This is a genomic window from Lysobacter sp. Hz25 (genome assembly GCF_046097045.1).
In the GTDB taxonomy this organism is placed as follows: Bacteria; Pseudomonadota; Gammaproteobacteria; order Xanthomonadales; family Xanthomonadaceae; genus Lysobacter; species Lysobacter antibioticus_B.
In genome coordinates, this window is the sequence record NZ_CP175666.1 from 5,793,952 (window position 1) to 5,812,476 (window position 18,525).

Genomic DNA, 18,525 nt, shown 5'->3' on the forward strand with positions numbered 1-18,525 from the left:
GCTGCTCGATAGGCTTGGCACTGCTCCTGCGCCCAGGGAGGTGGAGCTACCAGGATTTCGTGGACACCCGCTAGTATCCGCACTGATTGCTGAAGTAGTTTCCGTGTCTGCGGACAAGGCGCAAGGCCAAGCTAGGCAAGCCTGTAAGCGGGTTGAAGTGCATCAGGTTGGCGCGGCGTCCAATTGACTTGGAATCCCGAGCATTGCTCGCGTGAACCATCGCGTGCGATTTCCCGTTCGACGCTAAACCGAGCTGAGGAGATCTACCTCGGTGATGTCAGTGCGAATGAAATGCTCGTAACTCCAGGTCATGTTTCGTATTCTTGCTTCAGTAACTACCGACCAGATTGATGAACCAGCCGCGGTGGTCGTAATCGAAATCGGTCAGGTCGTCGCTGAAGTCGGTGAAGTTGTAACCGGCGCCGATGCGGAAGTGCTTGTTGATGTCGCGGTCCAGTCCCACCAAGAAGCCCTGCTTGCTGCCGCCCTGATCGACATCCAGCCAACGGTATTCGGCCAGCGCGTGCCATTGGGTGCGCAGTTCGTAGCGCACCTGCGCGGCACCGAACGTCGTGGCCGAGTCGGCCCAGTCCCCGACGCCACGACCGAAGCGGACCTCGCCTTCGCGGCGCGCCAGCTTGGCGGCGTACTCCCAATGCTGGTTGTGCTTGTAGACGCCTTCGAACGAGAGGATCTGCGACTTCTGGTCGTATTGCGCACCGCCCGACTGCCCCAGCGTGGCCAGGTCGTACAGGTAGGTGTAACGACCAAATAGGCCCCAGCGCGTGCTGTTCCACGGACGCCAGGCGAAGCCGACGTTGCCTTCGATGAACTTCGCGCCGGCCAACGAATCCAGGTCGTCCGTGGTCCTGGAATAGTTGAAGCGTGCCGCGATGCGCCAGCTCTCGTTGATCTTGTGGGTCAGGCGATTGGTGGTGACCCACTGTTCGCGCCGCTCGGCGCCACTGTCCTCACGCCATTCCAACTTGCTCTGCCAGTCGGTCTCTGACGACGTGTGCCCGCCGCTGACGCTTACCGCGCGTCGATCGACATTGCCACCGATGCTGTTGGTCAACTCGCCATCCTGCAACGTGAAGCCCAGGTTCCATCCCTGCGCCGGATAGAAATCCATGCCGAAGGTGTGGGCCAGCCCTGACTGGTTCGGCTCCTTCAGGAACTGGCTTTCGTTGAACATGTTCACCTGGTTGGACAGGCGCCAGCGCTGCCCGAGGGTCCAGCCATTCTGCCGGTTAGGATTGAACAGCGACTCGTACTGAGTGGTGTCGGTCGAATAGGTGTAGCGGCCGTAAGCGGTATGTTCCGGACTCAGCCGGTATTCCGCGTTGAGCGTGGCCGCGTCGCCACGATCGCCGGTGCTGACTTCGGCGCCCACCGAGGACTGGCTGCCGAACAGGTACTTGCCACCCACGGCGAAGGCGTCGTTGTCGGCGTAGCGACCATCGTCGTCGTCCAGCGTGAACTGCGCCAGGCCGTACAGCTCCAGCGCGGTGCCGAAGTGATGCATGTATTTTAGTGCGCCCAGCAGGCCGGCGGCGTCCGTCGCCACAATGGTCTGCTCGACCCGGCGGATTTCACCGCTCAGCGTATTGAAGTCGTCGATCCGCCATTCCAGCGTTCCCTGTGCCTGGATCAGCGTATTGGCGCCGCTCTCGGCGTGGCTGTAGCGGGCATACGCACCAAGATTGGGCGTGAAATGTCCCAGGATTTCCGCACCGTATTCGGTGACCGGAAGGCCCGTGGAATAGCGACTCATCGAATAACCCGCACCGGTGTTGCGCCACCACGCACCGGCGGCCCAGTCCTCCTCCGTCCAGCCCAGTTCCTTGAAGTTGGCGCGCGCTTCCAGCGACTTGGCCTCGCCTTCGCGCGGCCCTTCGGCATTGATCTGCGCGAAGCTGAAACCGCCGTTGTCCGAGAAGAACACCGGCGAGGTGAACGATTCGGTCTGGACGTATTCGGCCTTGAGGTAGGTGCCCTTGCCTGCCTGAAGGGTCAGGTCGCCACCGGCGATGGTGTAGTCCTCGCCAGCGCGGTTTTCGTCGACATAGGTCACGCCCACGCCGACGTGGTCACCGAACCAGTGTTTGGCGCGGACGCCGGCGGTCATGTTGTCGGCATCGAAATCCGACGGCAGCCACTCGTAGTCCACCACCAACCGCTGTTCAAAACCGTCCAGTGGTGCATCGCGGGTCAGGGTAGGACTGTTTTCGCGGGTGACCTGCGCCAGGGAGCGGGTCAGCAGGATGCGGCCCTGCAGTTCGTCGATTTCATAATCAGCGCCGCGCTGCAGCGGTATGCGGTTCTCGACCCGCCCCGTGGTCAGGTCGCGCACTTCCAGCACCACGGCATCCGAGCCGGGCAGGATGTCGGTGTGCTTGAGGTAGTACAGGCTGCCGCCGGTGCCGATGAACTCGTTGTGGCCCGGCGCGGTTTCGGCCTCCGAGCCGAAGGCGCGGACTTCGGAGCGCGGATCGCCCCACGCGTTGATGCCGCGCGAGCGCCAGCCCAACGCCGCGCCGTACAGCGAACGCACGTACTGGGCGTACTCGGTGTCGGTCATGCCGGTGGCGTAGTTGCCCCACAGCGCCTGGTTCTTGTCCCAGTCCACCCGCAGGTAGAACCGCCCCATCGTGTCGACGTCGCGATAGGTGGTGGAGTCGTCGCCGTAGACCGGGTAGTACAGGTCCGGATCCAGGCGCCGGAAGATGTCGTATGGATACGCCTTGGAGAACCCGTCGAACAGGTGCTCCAGGTCGCGCTCGGTGGTGTCGGCTTGTGCCGTCACCAGGTATTTGCCGCGCAGCTTGGCCTTGCCGTAGAACGCCAGGCGTCCGTCGCTGATCACGTCATCCTGGTAGCGGCTGTCGACCGCGAACGGTTGGACGGCACCGCTGATGTCGTTCTGCGCGATGGTGACATCGGCCAGGCCGACGCCGAAGAAGTAACGACCGGTGACATCGATGGCCAAGGTCTGGTGCGTGCCGGCCTTCGGTTCGCCCTTACCTTGCCGGACACCGATGTCGAACCTGTGCTGCCCCACCGGCACCAGGTACTCGGCGACGAACTTGCGTTCCTGGTCCACCGGATAGTTGTCGCCGTTGATGGTCAGCGACGCGTTCTGCGGCACGTTGCGACCCTGGATGCGAATGCGCGAGCCATAGATCGGAATGTTCTGCTGGCGCAGCCCGTTCTCGGCGAAGGCGCCATCCAGCAGGCTTTGATCCTGCGCCTGCTCCAGCGTCAGTGCGGTACCCAGGCTGCCTTCGGTGCTGTCGCGCAACAATTGGCCGCTGCGCTCGGCTTCTTCCGGCCGCACCAGCTGGACCGTGTGCGGATGGGTTTCGTCGAACACGCCGTTGCGGTCATAGGCGCGCAGCACATAGACCAGCTCGTCACCGGCGCGGAAGTGATACTTCGCCGGAAGCTCGCCGTTCCAATCGGTTTGTGCGACCGCGGCCACGTCCACCGGGACGGTGGCAATCGGTTCGATCAGGTCACCGTCGCTGGCCCTGTACACGCTGATTTCGTAGCGCTCGATGAAGGCGGTGTAGTTGCCGCGCACGAAGAAGCTGATCGGTTTGCTGATGCGTTCACCGTCGAAGGGCACCACAGACGGCGCCGACACCGACAATTCCGGTTGCCCCAGGTTCGGGTCTTCGGTGGCCCAGATCACACCGCCGTTGGGCAATGCGATCGAGAACTTGCCGACCGCGGTCGCCTTGCCCGGTGGTTCCACCGCCACTGTCGCGCGGCGATCCGGTTGCAGCGCTTCGGACGAGGATTGCTTGCCCGTGCCCTCCGTGACCGGCTTGCTGTAGCTGCGCGTGCGCAGGCGCAACAGCAATCCGCTTTTGTCGGTGCAGGTATCGTCCGTGCAGTCCACGGTCGGGGCCGCGGCTTCGGGCTGTTCCTGTTCCGGCGGCTGCTCCTGCGGCGTGCCGGTCGTGTTCTGCGCTGCCGCCAGGGGGGCCATGCCCGCCAGCAGGCTGATCAGGGTGTAATCCAGCAACTTCATCTTCATGATCCCTGCCCCCCCTGCTTGCGCTCCGTGCTGACCGGGGCTGCCGGATCGTTCCCGGTTTCCACGCGCACCTTGGCGCGCACCCCCGGGCTCAGACGTTTGGCGATTGCCTCGTACACCGCTTTCGCGCGGCGCATCCCCAGTGCAGCGTTGTGGGCATACGAACCACGCACGTCGGTGTGCCCGGCGATCACGACCGCACCTCCACCCCGCTGCTCCAGATCTGCCGCCACCTTGTCCAGCAGCGGTTCGAACTCGGGCTTGATCGTCGACTGGTCGGTGTCGAACAACACCGTGCCCAGTACGGTGCCGCCCTCGTCCAATCCGACCACCAGCGACTCCGGATCATCGACATGGCCGCGGGCGCTGATGACCACGCCCTTGAGGGACTCGGCATCCAGCAAGTCGGTCAATGCCGCCTTCACGGCGTTCGCGCGGTCGAACGCCAGGCCTTCGGTGTCGCCATTGGCATCGATGACCACCTCACCGCCGTGGTACTCGCGTACCTTCGTCGCGATCTTCTCGAGCACCGGCTGATGCTGCGGCTGCACTTCGGCACCGCCCGCAGCGAAGAACACCTCGCCCAGCGCCATCTCGATCTGTTCGGTGCCGCCTTCGATCACTCCGGCCGGCAGCTTGACGCCCCAGTCGAACCGCACCGGCAGGCCTGGAGTGATCCGGCGCAGCAGCGGATTGTCGGTAGTGAACTCGGCGCCGCTCGGCAGCGTGGATGGGTCCACCTTCAGGATAAAGTTACGGCCACGCTCCCATGGACCGCCCGACATGCCCGCCAGGTGGTAACGACCGAACTGGTCGGTTTCGATCAGCAGCCCTTCCGTTGACGCGATGCGTACGCCGGGAATGCCGCGTTCATCGACGCCGGCGTTGCCAATGATGTAGTCGACGACATAGCCGCCCTCGCCTTGTGCGACACGCCGCTCCACCGTCGGCGCGGCGGCGTTCAAGCCCTTGGCCGCTTCGGCTTGTTTCTCGACGGTGGTGGTGCCAGCGGCATCCATCCGCACAGTGACACCCTCGGCACTGGTCAGCACGAAGTCGTTGGTGAAGCTCAGAGCGCTCAGACGCTGGCGCACGATCACCTGATGCGCGTCTTCCGGATCGGCGTCGGATTGGCGTGCGCTAATCGCACCCACGTCGATGCCATGCAGCATCGGCGAACTCGCATCGGGCTCGGGTTGCGGACCGGCGCCGCGGTCGACGGTAGTCGAGTTCGCGATATACGCACTCGGCGCAAACCCACCTTGCACCTGCACACCGCTCAGATCCGCACGATCCTGCCAACCGTCGCCGTCGCGGTCATCGAACACCGTGCCCATGATCAGGCTGTCATCCAGCAGCGGATCGGCGACCAGTTCGACCTGCGCGGTCGCCACGTTGGAGATCGGCTCGCCCGTCGTCGGCGAGAACGCCTGGGCCTGGTTCTGGTGCATGCCGGGACGCACGCCTGCGCCGACGCGCATCAGATAGGTCAACGTCGCGCTCTGACCGGCGGCAATATCCAGGCCGGTGAAACGCAACGGATGCTGGCCTTCCACACTGCCCTGGTTGTCGCCATCGACCACCAGCAACGAACCTTCGACATACGTGAAGCCCGCCGGAGGCGTGTCCACGACGCTGCCATTGGTCAGGGTGCCGTTGCCGACGTTTTCCACGGTCAGCGTGTAGCGCACCAGATCACCGATCCGGACCTCGCGCACGGCCGCGATTTTCACCAGCCGCAATTCGGAAGCGGCGACCTGGTGCTGCGTCGAACAACTGTCGCAAATGGGAGGTAACTGGCCGCTGCCCGTGCTAGTCGCTGTCACGGCATTGCCGACGGTGGCACCTGCTTGGTCATTGACCGTGGCGGAGTACACGAAGGTACGGACACCGACCGGCGATCCCGCCGGCAAGGTGCAGGTGATGGTCGCCCCGCTCATCACGCAACCGCTGGGCAGTGCCCCAATCGTCAGCCCTGGATCCGGGGTGTCGACCAGGATCACATCGGCGATGGTCGCCGAATTGCTCACCGTCACGGCCAGGGTGTACGTGATCGTCTCGCCCACCTGCACTTCCGTATCGGCATCGGGGTCGGACGACTTGGCCACGTGGATCGCGGGCGCGGCCACCGGCGTGGCGGTGCTGCAGGTGCCGGCGCAGGTCGGATTGTCTGTGCCGGCGCCGGCCACGGCGTTCGTCACCGAGCCTGTCGCCTGGCCATTGACCGTGGCGGTGTAGCTCAATGCATACGTGCCTGGCGCCGTGCCGGCAGGCAGCGTGCATACCAGCGGGTTGGCCGCATTGCAGGTGTAGATGCCGGCGTTGGTCACTTCCCCGAAGGTCAGGCCCGGGCCCAGCGTGTCGGTTAGGGTCACCACGCCCGTGGTCTGCGAGTTGCTCACCGTGGCGGTCAGGATGAAGGTGAGGACATCGCCGGTCCCCACTGGGCCGGCCGTGTCGACGGTCTTGCTGTAGCTCACCGCCGGGGGCGCCACCGGCGTGCTGGTGTTGCACGTGCCGGCGCAGGTCGGCGGACGCGGGTCGTTCGGATCACTCGTGCCGACCACCGTATTGGTTACCGTGCCGGTGGCGCTGGTGTTGACCGTGGCGGTGTAGCTCACCGTGTAGGTGCCCGGTGCCGTGCCGGCCGGCAATGTGCAAACCAGTGGATTGGCATCATTGCAGGTAAACACGCCGGCGCTGTTCACGGCCACGAAGTCAAGGCCCGGGCCCAGCGTGTCGACCAGCGTGACCGCATGCGTGGTCGCGGCATAGGCCACCGTCACCGACAAGGTAAACGTGATCGCATCACCCACCGCTACCGGACCGGCGGTGCTGACCGTCTTGCCGTAGCTCACCGACGCCAACACAGTCACCGTCGCGCTGTCCGTGGCCGGCGTCAGCGTGCCGCTGGCCGGCGTGCCGGTCGCGCTCGCGTTGTTGGTCACCGACCCGGCATCCAGGTCGGCCTGGGTGATCGTGTAACTGCCGGTGCATGTTGTGCTGGCTTGTGGCGCCAACGTCGTCAGCGGGCAGGTCACCGTGGCGATCTTGTCGTCGGTGACGGTCAGTGCACTGATCGTCACGTTGCCGGTGTTGGTCACCACGTATTGGTAACCAACGACATCACCCACCGCGGCATACGGATTGCCCGAGACCACCGTCTTGTCCAAGGTCAGGGCTGGCGTCGCGATGGCATTGACGGTCACCGTATCCGTGGCCGGTGTCAGCGTGCCTTGTGTCGGCGTGCCGGTCGCGGTCGCAATGTTGGTCACCGATCCGGCGTCCAGGTCGGCCTGCGTCGTGAAATAGGTGCCCGAGCAGGTGGTGTTCGCGCCCGGCGCCAGCGCCGTCGCGGCGCAGGTGACCGTGGCGATCCTGTCGTCGGTGACGGTCAGCGCATTGATCGTCACGTTGCCGGTGTTGGTGACGAGGTACTGGTAATTGACGGCATCGCCCACCGCATCGAACGGAGCGCCCGACACCGCCGTCTTGTCCAGCGTCAGCGCCGGGGCCGCCACCGCCGCGACCGTCTCCGTGTCGGTGGGTGGCACGATCGACTGATCTGCGTTGGCGGTGGCGATGTTGGTCACCGCGCCGGCATCCAGGTCGGCCTGGGTGATGGTGTAGCTGCCGGTGCACGTGGTGCTGGCGCCCGGCGCCAGCGTCGTGACCGGGCAGGTCACCGTGGCGATCCGGTCATCGGTGACGCTCAACCCGGTGATGGTCAGGTTGCCGGTGTTGGTGACGAGGTACTCGTAGTTGACGACATCGCCCACCGCATCGAATGGATCGCCCGACACCGCCGTCTTGTCCAACGTCAGCACAGGCGACTGGGTAGCGTTCACGCTCTCGCGGTCCGTGCCCGGCACCAGCACGCCGCTGGCCGGCGTGCCGCTCGCGGTTGCGTTGTTGATCACCGATCCGGCATCCAAGTCGGCCTGGGTGATCGTGTAGCTGCCGATGCACGTGGTGCTGGCTCCGGGCGTCAGCGTCGTCACCGGACAGGTCACCGTGGCGATCTTGTCGTCGGTAACGGTCAAGGCGTTGATCGTGATGTTGCTGGGATTGGTGACGAGGTATTCGTAGCTGACGACATCACCCACGGCGTCGTACGGATCGCCCGCGACCGCCGTCTTGTCCAGCGTCAACGCCGGGGTCGCCGAGGAGGTTACCGTCGCGCTGTCGGTCGCAGGGGTCAGCACGCCACTGGCCGGCGTGCCGGTCGCGCTTGCATTGTTGATCACCGACCCGGCATCCAGGTCGGCCTGGGTGATCGTGTAGCTGCCGGTGCACGTGGTGCTCGCGCCCGGGGCCAAGGTCGTCAGCGGACAGCTCACTGTGGCGATCCTGTCATCGGCGACACTCAACGCGCTGATGGTCACGTTGCCGGTGTTGGTCACCACATATTGGTAACTGGCGACATCACCCACCGCGTCGTACGGATTGCCCGACACCACCGACTTGTCCAGCGTCAGCATCGGGGCCGCGGCAGCGGTCACCGTCGCATTGTCGGTCGCCGGGATCAGCGTGCCCTGGGTGGGCGTGCCGGTTGCGCTCGCGTTGTTGGTCACCGACCCAGCATCCAGGTCGGCCTGGGTAATGGTGTAACTGCCGCTGCACGTGGTGCTGATCCCGGGGGCCAGGGTCGTCACCGGACAGGTCACCGTGGCGATCCGGTCGTCGCTCACGCTCAACGCATTGATGGTGACATTGCCGGTGTTGGTCACCTCGTACTGGTAACTGACGACATCGCCCACGCCGTCGTACGGATTGCCCGACACGGCCGTCTTGTCCAGCGTCAACGTCGGGGTCGCGGTGGCCGTCACCGTGGCGGTGTCGGTCGCCGGTGTCAGCGTGCCCTGGGTCGGCGTGCCGGTGGCGGTCGCGTTGTTGGTCACCGACCCGGCATCCAGGTCGGCCTGGGTGATCGTGTAGCTGCCGGTGCACGTGGTGCTGATTCCCGGAGCCAATGTCGTCACCGGACAGGTCACCGTGGCGATCCTGTTGTCGCCCACGGTCAACCCATTGATCGTCACATTGCCGGTGTTGGTGACGAGGTATTCGTAATTGACGACGTTGCCGACCGCTGTGTACGGATTGCCCGAAACCGCCGTCTTGTCCAAGGTCAGCGCCGGGGTCGCGGTGGCCGTCACCGTCACATTGTCCGTCGCTGGCGTCAGCGTGCCACGGGCCGGCGTGCCGGTCGCATTCGCGAGATTGGTCACCGCGCCCGCATCCAGGTCGGCCTGCGTGATGGTGTAGCTGCCGGTGCACGTGGTACTGGCACTGGGGGCCAATGTCGTCACCGGGCAGGTCACCGTGGCGACCCGGTCGTCGCTGACGATCAACGCGCTGATGGAGACGTTGCCGGTGTTGGTCACCAGGTATTGGTAGTTGACGACATCGCCAGCGCCGTCGTACGGATTGCCCGACACGGCCGTCTTGTCCAGCGTCAGCGCCGGAGTGGCAGTGGGTCCGGTGAGGGTCACCGAGTCCGTGATCACCCCCAGCGTGCCGGCAGGCGGCGTGCCCGTCGCCGTCATGACGTTGGTCAGCGTGCCCGCATCGATGTCCGCCTGGGTGATGGCGTAATTGCCCATGCACGTCGTGCTCGCGCCCACCGCCAAGGTGGTCACCGGGCAGTTCACCACCGCGATGCGGTTGTCGGTCACCGTCAACGCATCGATCACCGTGTTGCCGGTGTTGGTGATGACATACGTGTAGGGAATGACTTGCCCGACCGACGTGTAGTTCGTCGCCGTAGTCCGCTTGTCCGCCGTCAGGGCCGGGAACGCACGATTGATCACCGCATCATCGGTATCGATTGCAAACTGGCCCGTCGTCGTGCTGCGGGCCTGTGCGGTCGCGATATTGGTGACCAGCACATCGTCGATGTCGGCCTGCGTAACCGTATAGCTGCCGGAGCACGTGACACTGGCTCCTGGAGCCAACGTGGTCACCCCACCACAATTAATCGCGGCAATCCTGTTGTCGGTAACCGTCAGTGTATCGACGGCCACGGCACCAATATTCGTGACGACATAGCTGTAGGTGGCGATGTCACCGACGCTGTCGTAGAGCTGGCCGCTGGTGACGGTCTTAACCACCTCAATGAAGGCCGGCGCGCTGGTGACCTCGTTGGTGAAGACGCAACTGATGTTGTCGGTCTGGGTCACCGTCAGGGTGAAACTGCTGCCGCTGCCGCTGGGGAGCACCGTGGCGGAGTTGGGCGTGGCGTTGGTGCACGAAATCGCGGGCGAATAGGACGACAGCGGCGAGCTGCTCCCGGCCGACATCACTTCCGACAAGGTGTAGACCGAGCCCACGGCCGCTGGCCCCACCGTGATGGTGCCGTTGCCCACGGCACTGCCCGTACCCGTCGTCGTGGTCTGCCGGCCGTTGGTGCCGATGATGCGCAGCACGAACTGGTCATTGACGCTGAGCCGGTTGGCCGACAGCGCCTTGGTCAGCTGGATGCGTGGCAGCGGATCGGGGTCTTCGCTGATCGTGCTGGTCGTGTTCGCCAGCGGCGCGCCGCCGCAGGTCTGCAAGGACGCCAGGTTGTAGGGCGCGCCGGTGCCGGCGGTATCGGCGATGTTGAAGGTGATGGTTTCGCCCGGGTCGCCGGGACCATCGTCTAGGATGGTGATCGGCAACGGGAACGAGCTGCTGTCGTACACACCTTCCGGAATGAACACGGAGACATCGGTCGTGCCCGAGGCGGTGGTGTAGTCGAGCCCCAACGTCGCGGTGCCGCCGGTAATGGTCACCGTCACGGTCATGCCGCCTGCCGGGACCGTGCCCGCTACCAGCAACCGGGGACGGTTGCCGAGCGGGGATGTTTCGTTCTGCGTGTACGCAGCCTGTGCGAATTCGACGAACGGGCGCAGGTTGACGCGGATATTGTCGAGAAAGTTGCCTTGGGTGACGCCCCCGGCTGCGCTGATTGCTTCAAAGCCCAGATCCACCGTGCCGGTAGCCCCGGTGTAGCTGAATACACCGCCGTAGTCGACCCACCCATTGCCCGCCTGAATCGGCGTATCCGCCGTCCCCAAGAAAGGCGTGATCGAACTGGAACTGCCGTCATTCGCTGTCGCCATCCGCGCAATGGGGATGGCGCCGATCTTGAATTCCATGACGTCTGTGCCGCTGCGACCCCGATGACTCGCATTCCAGTCCACGGTCTCGCCATTGAGTAGGCAGACATCCTGGCGCAAGCGTGCCGCATTGAAGGCATTCAACTCGACAAAGGTAGTCCCCGCACGGGGAGGAATGCCTGCGAACCCGCCTGCCCAGAGCTCGAGGGGACGGCCGGTGGCACTCGCGCCCGCAATGGGTACGCCTTGACAATCCGTCGTGTTGAGACCGCTTCTAACGGGCTCCGTAGTGACCCAGCCGGGCACGACGCTATCGGCGAGAAATCTGAGGCATCCGCCTGCTGGGTTAAGCGGCGGTTGCTCGAAGCCGGTATTGATGATGGTGCGCTGCACCTGCGCGTGCGTTGCCGATGCGGCCAACAGTAGGACTGCGGCCAAGAGCCAAGTGCCTATCTTCCCTACTGGATCGCAAGCGCGATCACTCCCACGCACGACAGAAGACTGACCCGCGCTGCCCCGTGCGCCGACTTCATGTCCCGTTTCCATTTTTTGCTTCCCCGCTCCGACGCACAACCAGCCGTTGAGAGGGCCTCTGCAAAAAGCAGATGCCTCGCATCACAAACGACAGCAGTACCCCATCAGAGCTGGCAGCAGGATCCTGTCCCTTAGCTCTGCCTGCAACGCTAATACTCCTGGTTGCTGCTTCCGTCAAGTCTCCAGACCTCCATGACCATGCGATCAGGCGTCTGGTCACTGGGTTACCTCACCCATGCCGGCAACACCATTCATCGCACCTACGATTCGAAAAACCATCTGCTGACTCAGGTGCGCATGCAGTATTACGATCAAGGAACTCTACGGAGCTCAGCCAGGAGTTGGGATCGCGGGTAAGAAGCGGGCGTCGCGGCGAAAGGTTAGCAAGGTTGCTGCCAAGTACCGCGACCCAGAGAACGAGCGCAACACTTGGTCGGGGCGTGGGCGTATGCCGCGGTGGCTGGCCCAGAAGACGGAGTATGGCCGCAACGTCACGGACTTCCTGATCCCCGGCCTAGGAAGGCCGACCGCGCGCAAGAGCAGTTCAATAGGCCGAAAAACAGTCGTCAAGCATGGCTGACGCAGAATTCTTCATCCAGGCCGAGCCGCGAAGCGGCTTCGACTGAGATACTTTCGGACAGAAGCGTTTCTCTTGGCTAAGCTGGGTCGGGCCAGCTTGCCGTCCCGGCAAGTATCCGAGGCACGAGTGTTTCCCCCCAACGTTGCCTGAAACATTACTACATCGCGTTGCAGCGGGCGCCGGGGGGGGCGGTGGCTAGTGACGCTGTCTCCGGAGAGACGTCCCCATCAACGAGATCACAGCGCGCGAAAAGATGGACTTCAGCTAGATCGCGAGGTTGTTGAACTTGACGATGCTGGCGCCGCAGCTCGTCGCCGCCATTTTGGACGACACGCTACCCAGCGGCACCACCGTCAACGACTTGGCAATCAACCCGCCACTACTATGGGCTGAACAACTTGTTCGCCTGGAAAGCAAGCGCGGTCGGCTCGCGTGCTGATCTCATCGTTTTTTTCGGGTATGACGAACAGTAATCCCCGCTTGTATGCGTCAAGGACCGTGAAGGTGCCTTTGTTGGCAGGCACGTAGATCGTTCTGCAATTGTCGGTGATCATCTTGAAACAGTCGCAGGTCTCCTGGCCGTTCTTCTTGACGATCTTTGCCTTCCGGCCCGAGATGTCATTTGCCTGGACCTGCACCAAGGACTCGCTGTTGTAGCTGATGCCAACATAAGCGTTCGGCGGTGCCGCCAGATGGGGGATGAACTGCATTTGCAGATTCGGGTCAGCCGCTAGAAAGGCCTCGCACTGCTCCTGCGCCCAGGCAGGAGTCGTCAGAAAATAGGTGAGAAAGATCCATTTTCGCATCGTGTTCTCCGAAGCTAGGTAGGCCGGGTTGACGCGGCCGTGGTGGTGGCCGCCAACTATGCCGAGAGGCCACCAGCCTCCGCTAGCCCCCGACTTTGCGAAGGGAGACGCCTGCCCGAAAAATTGTCGCAGGGTTATTCGTCAGGGCAGCATCGGTGTTGCGGCCATGCCGACAACTACTTGGTGTCGGGCTCACGTCTGATCCAACCATCCCCGTAGAGGCGTTCCTTGACCGCGTGGTAATACGCGTCTGGCTGCGCCGGGCTGACCCCGGGAAGCTGGTCCTCAATTCGGTCATCGCGAAGCCAGAACGAACCATCGGCGATATAGGCTTGAATCCGCAGTCTGGCGAAGCGGCCTAATTTTCCAGGCCCATACATACAGTTGAGCTGCGCCCCCTTCTGGATGAAGTAGTACGCGACGACAAGCGGGAAGTCGGAACTGGCTTGCAGCAGGGCGCGGAATGACTCGATCGAATGAAAATGAGTGTCGACCACTTCGATCGCTACGAAGGGGTTTTTGTCTGTCAGCTCGATTTCAGCATCGGATCGGCCCAGAAGATCGAAGCGAATAAACCTTCCGCGTACCAGACCAAATGCAACCTCTTTCTCCCACTTAAATTCCTTGAGATCAAGAAGTTTCTCGAAGCCCTTGTCTTCCAACCAAGGTGTTTCGTAGTAACCGATCCAGGTGCGTGTCGAGTTCTTGTTCAAGAACCCACGCAGGATGTCGCGTCCCTTGTTGTGCTCTTCGCTTTCCAATGCGCGCGCATCAAACTGCCTTCGCAGTGGGCGCCTAGCAAAGAAATGGGGCGTTTCTGGATGATTGCGAATACCAAGCCGGATGTCGCCATTCGGCCGTTCGCGTAGCTGGCGGGCTTTCAGGTAGGCCCGTCGATCCGGTCGCGCCAACTCCTTGTAATGTGCCTCGACCCACTGCTTGTTGTCGTCTTGGAAAAACGCAGTCTGATGAAGGGGCATCTCTACCTCAGTGGGTCGGCCTCGGCGGCAACGCCCCATAGGCTAATCGCAGCAGATGAGACAATGCCGCCCGCGGTTTCGAACTGGAAGCGGCATCGCACAACGTCAGCCCCCCTTCGGCGGCTCAGGTCAGGTGAACATCCCGAGAGAAAAGGCCGAGACTTCGCTGATCCGACCCCGTCAGAGAACTCCTTGGATGGGGGTGAGCACCCCCTCCCCAACTACGCTGCTGCCGTCCGAGGCTAGGCCAGTACCCCTGGGCACAAGACTTCAGTCCGAGCGCGCGGCCGGTCAGCCGCTTGTTTTTGCGTTGTTTTGGTTGCGTCGGAATTGTTTAGACGCACCCATAATTGCTATCTATCCAAATAGGGGATGTTTATGAAATTGTCAATCTCATGGGTTGCCACTTGCCTAGTTCTCGCAGCGGTCAACGTCAACGCCGGCGAACCCGTCCGGGCAGTTTCGAAGGATTTGGGCGAGGCGATGGACAAGACGATAGTCGCAGTCGAGCGGGCCGCAACCGTCGCCGGCACTTGTGTTTCCGAGTATCCGAAGCTGGAGTCGTGCAACCAAGTTCATGGGCACTGGCAGTGCGTGGCCATCCGTGCGAATCACAAGGGCAGTTGCGCGCAGCGCCCAACGACGCTGGACGACGTAATTAAGGCGGCAAAGGGGTTCTCGGCCGCCGCCGCGCAGCAATGCATGGGCGGTGGGTCATGAGGTGGACAATACCAATGGCATTGGCGGCCGGGTTGTCGCTGGCCTTGCCTGCTGCGGCAGGAACTAAGATTGCCGTGGAGGGCGATAGCCTTGAAGCTGCGATGGATGCGGCGACGATCGCTGTAGAGACAGCGGCTAGAAACGCGCGTCGATGCGTCTCTTCGTATCCCAGGGCGGAAGCCTGCACGCGGCTTCCAGTGGCGCGATGGCGGTGCCATGGTGTGAGGGCAAACCACAAGGGCAGCTGCAACTGATGACGCTAGTTGGCGGCCGTCGAGCTTGCTCTGCGGCCGCCGCTTCTCTCCACAGAGGCCGAATACGGCAGGTTGGCGCCCTATGTAGACGCGTGTTGACCTGCGTGAATAGACTGGTTTGAAAACCGCAGCCGTGGGCGCGCCAATTCCCCCTCAACTTTTTCTACGCCTCGTCGCAACGACGAGTAGGCCTTATTTCCGAGGCTTTTGGCGTTTTCCATTGGTCGGCGAGTTATCCACAGATAGGCCGTTTGGCGATTTTTTCGCCTCTCTCCGGGCCTTTTTCTCCAAGCCTGTGGTCGGCCGACCATTGCTCGCCCTTGAAAATCAGACACTTACAAAGGCCGGTTTTTTTGATCTTTTGAGGCCGAGGCGACATCCAACCGCTTTGAGCCGACCATTGGGTGCGTCGGCATTGTTTTCACGTCTGAATTCCGGTTGCACCACCACGTTGCCGCGTCAAACCCTTTTTTGACCTCGTGCAGCGGAAGACAGAAGCGCCTAATTCCCCGGTCATTTCTGTAATAGCCCTTGGTTTTCGGAGAGTCGGCGCAACGTCGGTTCCGACTCCGAAATGGTCGGATATTTCAGCTCTTTCTCCCTTCCTGTGGTCTCGGAACCAGAGGCCTGACTTCTCGGTGCTTACAGATCAATAGCTTAGTCGTGGACCTCTCGGCGAGCTTTTTGGTGATCAATTCGGCAGCCTGGACGTAAACTGGCAACCGCGTCCCCGGCCCGATCGCACGGTCCTTGTCGCCGCCTCAGACGATGGAAAAGGATGTCCATGAACTCGGTTGCCCGCGTGTGCTGCCTGGTCGTTGCCTTTGCCCTGGCTCGCGATGCAATCGCCGCGGACGGGCGCGAGTTGTATCCGAGCTTCGTGGTCCACCCTCATGAAGGGACTAGGCCTGAGTTCAAGTTCTCCGAAGCCTATGCCACCTCGGCGTCGCCGGTGGTAATCACCGTCGTTGGACGGAAGATGAAGAAGTCCGACAGCGAATACCGGACTAGCTTGCAAAGACATTGGCTGTCGGTCCACCTGCCAGAGCAGATGGAGATCGTCATGCGCGAACAAGTTCTCTGCGATTTCAAGACTGGCACGGACGCGTCGCGTTGCGATCGATATCTCTTCGAAGGCGGCGGAAAGACATTGGAGTACTACTTCTATCTCAATAACTGGCGTTGACCTTCTAGATTGATTGAACTCGTAGTTCACATCACGAGCCGAGCCGCTTTGCGGCCGAGCTCAAGTCAGGGAATAGACTCGCGTGGACATATCATCGCAAACCCAACTCAGGCAGCACGGGCAGCCGAAATTCTGCTATCTCTGTGGCGAATCATTGAGTGACGGCAGATCCGTTGACCGAGACCACTGCCCGCCTAAGGGTTTTTTTGCGCCGGTTGATAGGACCAATTTTCCGATAATTCTTCCAACTCACAAAGCATGCAACAACAAGTGGCACGGCGCCGACGAGCTTATCGGGATAATTACCGATGCGCTTCACACTAAGAAGAAAAGCTCAGATCCTTCTGTCACGAAAAAGCTGGATGCTTGCCTGCTACCGTTCAAAGGCGGGCAGGCTGCGGCCGTTACTAATGTGCCATTAGGTCCATCGACCGCACGGATAGTTCGTGGCATGCACGCGCTGCTCTACAACGAGTTTTTGCCGCTGGACACTCCAAGCAAATTTCATGTTCCGCTTCCTGAAGCGGACGTTGCCACTGGGACGCTTCGTCAACCACTGGATCAGACCTTTGCCTTCGGGAGCGCCATTCGCAAAGCAATTATTACCGGAAGTACAGACATGGTTCGTGCATACAGCGGCAATTTTAGGTATGCGTGTACTTGGGAGCGGTTCGAGAATGGAAAGCCCTTCTGTATAGTCGCGTTCGACATCTATTCCTTTCATGTCCTGTCCCCAAAAATAGATAATTTCCCCAAGTGCTTTATCGGCATGTACATTCCTGTGTCAGCACCGAAAACTGCTTCTTGGGCCTCACAGCTAGAGATCAAGGTGAGCCGTGGCGAAATGCTCGATCCACTACTGCGAACCTAATGTTCATTCAAGCCGGTGCCGGGCTTCGCCGCTCGGCTTAATTGAGGCGTTACGCAAGCCCACCCTTCTCTCAAACTTCAGCATCGACCTTAATTCGCTTATTACGCACTCTATTGCTACGGATGTCCGAGAGTACGTTCAGCGGACTCTAGAACTGCCGAAGTCGATTCGACGCCCCAGGCCGTAACCAAATGATGACGCAAGCACTTCATTTCGCCGCCCTTTCTTTTGTCGACTTCAGTCGAACGATTTCGACGCTGGAAGCACGCCTGGGGCTTGAAGTCTTAGAGCGGGACGATGAAGTTGCATGGGCCTATGTGACCGCAACCCTTCCTGATGGGACTCAGATCAACCTTACAAAAACAGACAAGACGACTGAAATCGTGACCTGGCTGCCGGGCGCTCCGGGCAACGTCAACTGGCAGATAATTTTCAGCGGCGACGAACTCTCGGGCTCGGGCGTGTCCGCCGCCCTTCTGGTAATGGAGGACGCGCTCGGTGTTCGACCGGAGCAGTATCATCCTGGCTGACGGCGTATTTGAGCCGAAGCCGCTTGTAGCTCAACCAAATTCAATGCGGAGCTCGCCAATGAATCAGCAATATGAGGAAGAGATGGAGTCAGTCACACGCCGACTCACTGAATCTCATCTCAATAATATGAGGGGTTCTGCGATAGGTGGCGCCAGTGTAGCTACTGCCATAGTGCTACTACTTTTACAGACTGGTATATCGAGCTCGGCGCTAAAGCTAGGCCTTTACTCTGCATCGCTAGCAATCCCAGCGTGGCTTGCCGCATGGCAATACATTGAGGCGTATAATTTTTACGGTCGCTCCTCGTATCACCATTTCAACACCGTAAAAGGATCGGGAATTGCGATCGCTCTCGCCGTCATTGGCATGACGTGCCTATTCACCAGCTTAGCGTCGCTGATCTGGCATTTGGCACCAATGGCTTCTGCAATATTTTCGCTAGCGTCAGTGGCTATCGCCATACTTATCTTCAAACATAACAACGCAGTCAAGGTGGCTGCTGATAGCCTTAAGCATACTAGTGATGCATAGCAACTCATTCAGACCGAAGCCGCTTTGCATTGATGCCTCCAGCCATAAGCGGATCGAGGGGCTTACCCCTCGATCCGTGTCTCACTATGTTTGGTCGTCCACAGTTGCCGTGGGCCCGTTCGCTTTCACCGAAGCGATACCACCGTCGCGAGCCGATTCACTCGAATAGAGCTCGCTGGTCCCGATGACCTGGCCGTTCGAGGCCTTGAGGTTGAACATCGGCTTGCCGTTGCTGGAGACCTTGCGCTCGTATCGCTCATCGAGCGCAGAATTCTTCTTTACCGATTCGATGCCATCCTCTGCGCTGCCCTTCGCGTTATAGAGCTCGCTAGTGAGAATAGTCTCATGGTTGCCTGCCTTCAGGACGAACCGAAACTGCTAGCCAGAACG

At 61.5% G+C, this 18,525-nt stretch carries 10 protein-coding genes; 5 read left to right on the forward strand and 5 right to left on the reverse strand.

Going from position 1 to position 18,525, the window contains the following annotated elements:
* Positions 1–328: 328 nt before the first annotated feature.
* On the reverse strand, positions 329–4,042 hold the full coding sequence (locus ACKN61_RS24145; protein WP_408951597.1) for a hypothetical protein: 3,714 nt from the start codon (positions 4,040–4,042) through the stop codon (positions 329–331).
* A complete protein-coding gene (locus tag ACKN61_RS24150; RefSeq protein ID WP_408951598.1) occupies positions 4,039–11,535 on the reverse strand; it encodes an OmpA family protein in 7,497 nt (2,498 codons plus the stop codon). The genes ACKN61_RS24145 and ACKN61_RS24150 overlap by 4 nt, the downstream gene beginning before the upstream one ends.
* A 589-nt stretch (positions 11,536–12,124) precedes the next feature.
* On the opposite strand from ACKN61_RS24150, the gene ACKN61_RS24155 reads away from it, so the two are divergent.
* On the forward strand, positions 12,125–12,256 hold the full coding sequence (locus ACKN61_RS24155) for a hypothetical protein (protein ID WP_408951599.1): 132 nt from the start codon (positions 12,125–12,127) through the stop codon (positions 12,254–12,256).
* Between the two features lie 368 nt (positions 12,257–12,624).
* On the opposite strand, the gene ACKN61_RS24160 is transcribed toward ACKN61_RS24155, so the two are convergent.
* Entirely contained in the window at positions 12,625–13,062 is a 438-nt protein-coding gene (locus tag ACKN61_RS24160; protein ID WP_408951600.1) for a hypothetical protein, read from the reverse strand.
* A 176-nt stretch (positions 13,063–13,238) separates the two neighbouring features.
* Positions 13,239–14,042, reverse strand: coding sequence for a hypothetical protein (locus ACKN61_RS24165; RefSeq protein WP_408951601.1), 804 nt, complete (start codon positions 14,040–14,042; stop codon positions 13,239–13,241).
* A 372-nt stretch (positions 14,043–14,414) separates the two neighbouring features.
* Here ACKN61_RS24165 and ACKN61_RS24170 point away from each other — a divergent pair, with 372 nt between their 5' ends.
* The 4 genes from ACKN61_RS24170 (at position 14,415) to ACKN61_RS24185 (ending at position 17,603) form a co-directional block, all read left to right on the forward strand.
* Positions 14,415–14,762: a hypothetical protein gene (locus ACKN61_RS24170; protein WP_408951602.1), complete on the forward strand. Its 348-nt coding sequence runs from the start codon at positions 14,415–14,417 to the stop codon at positions 14,760–14,762.
* Between the two features lie 1,038 nt (positions 14,763–15,800).
* On the forward strand, positions 15,801–16,202 hold the full coding sequence (locus ACKN61_RS24175) for a hypothetical protein (RefSeq protein ID WP_408951603.1): 402 nt from the start codon (positions 15,801–15,803) through the stop codon (positions 16,200–16,202).
* Between the two features lie 82 nt (positions 16,203–16,284).
* Positions 16,285–17,073, forward strand: coding sequence for a hypothetical protein (locus ACKN61_RS24180; protein WP_408951604.1), 789 nt, complete (start codon positions 16,285–16,287; stop codon positions 17,071–17,073).
* Between the two features lie 194 nt (positions 17,074–17,267).
* Complete coding sequence (locus ACKN61_RS24185) at positions 17,268–17,603, forward strand: hypothetical protein (protein ID WP_408951605.1); 336 nt, start codon at positions 17,268–17,270, stop codon at positions 17,601–17,603.
* A 616-nt stretch (positions 17,604–18,219) separates the two neighbouring features.
* On the opposite strand, the gene ACKN61_RS24190 is transcribed toward ACKN61_RS24185, so the two are convergent.
* The gene (locus ACKN61_RS24190; RefSeq protein ID WP_408953901.1) at positions 18,220–18,498 is read right to left on the reverse strand and encodes a YegP family protein; all 279 of its coding nucleotides are present in this window, start codon (positions 18,496–18,498) and stop codon (positions 18,220–18,222) included.
* Positions 18,499–18,525: the final 27 nt, after the last annotated feature.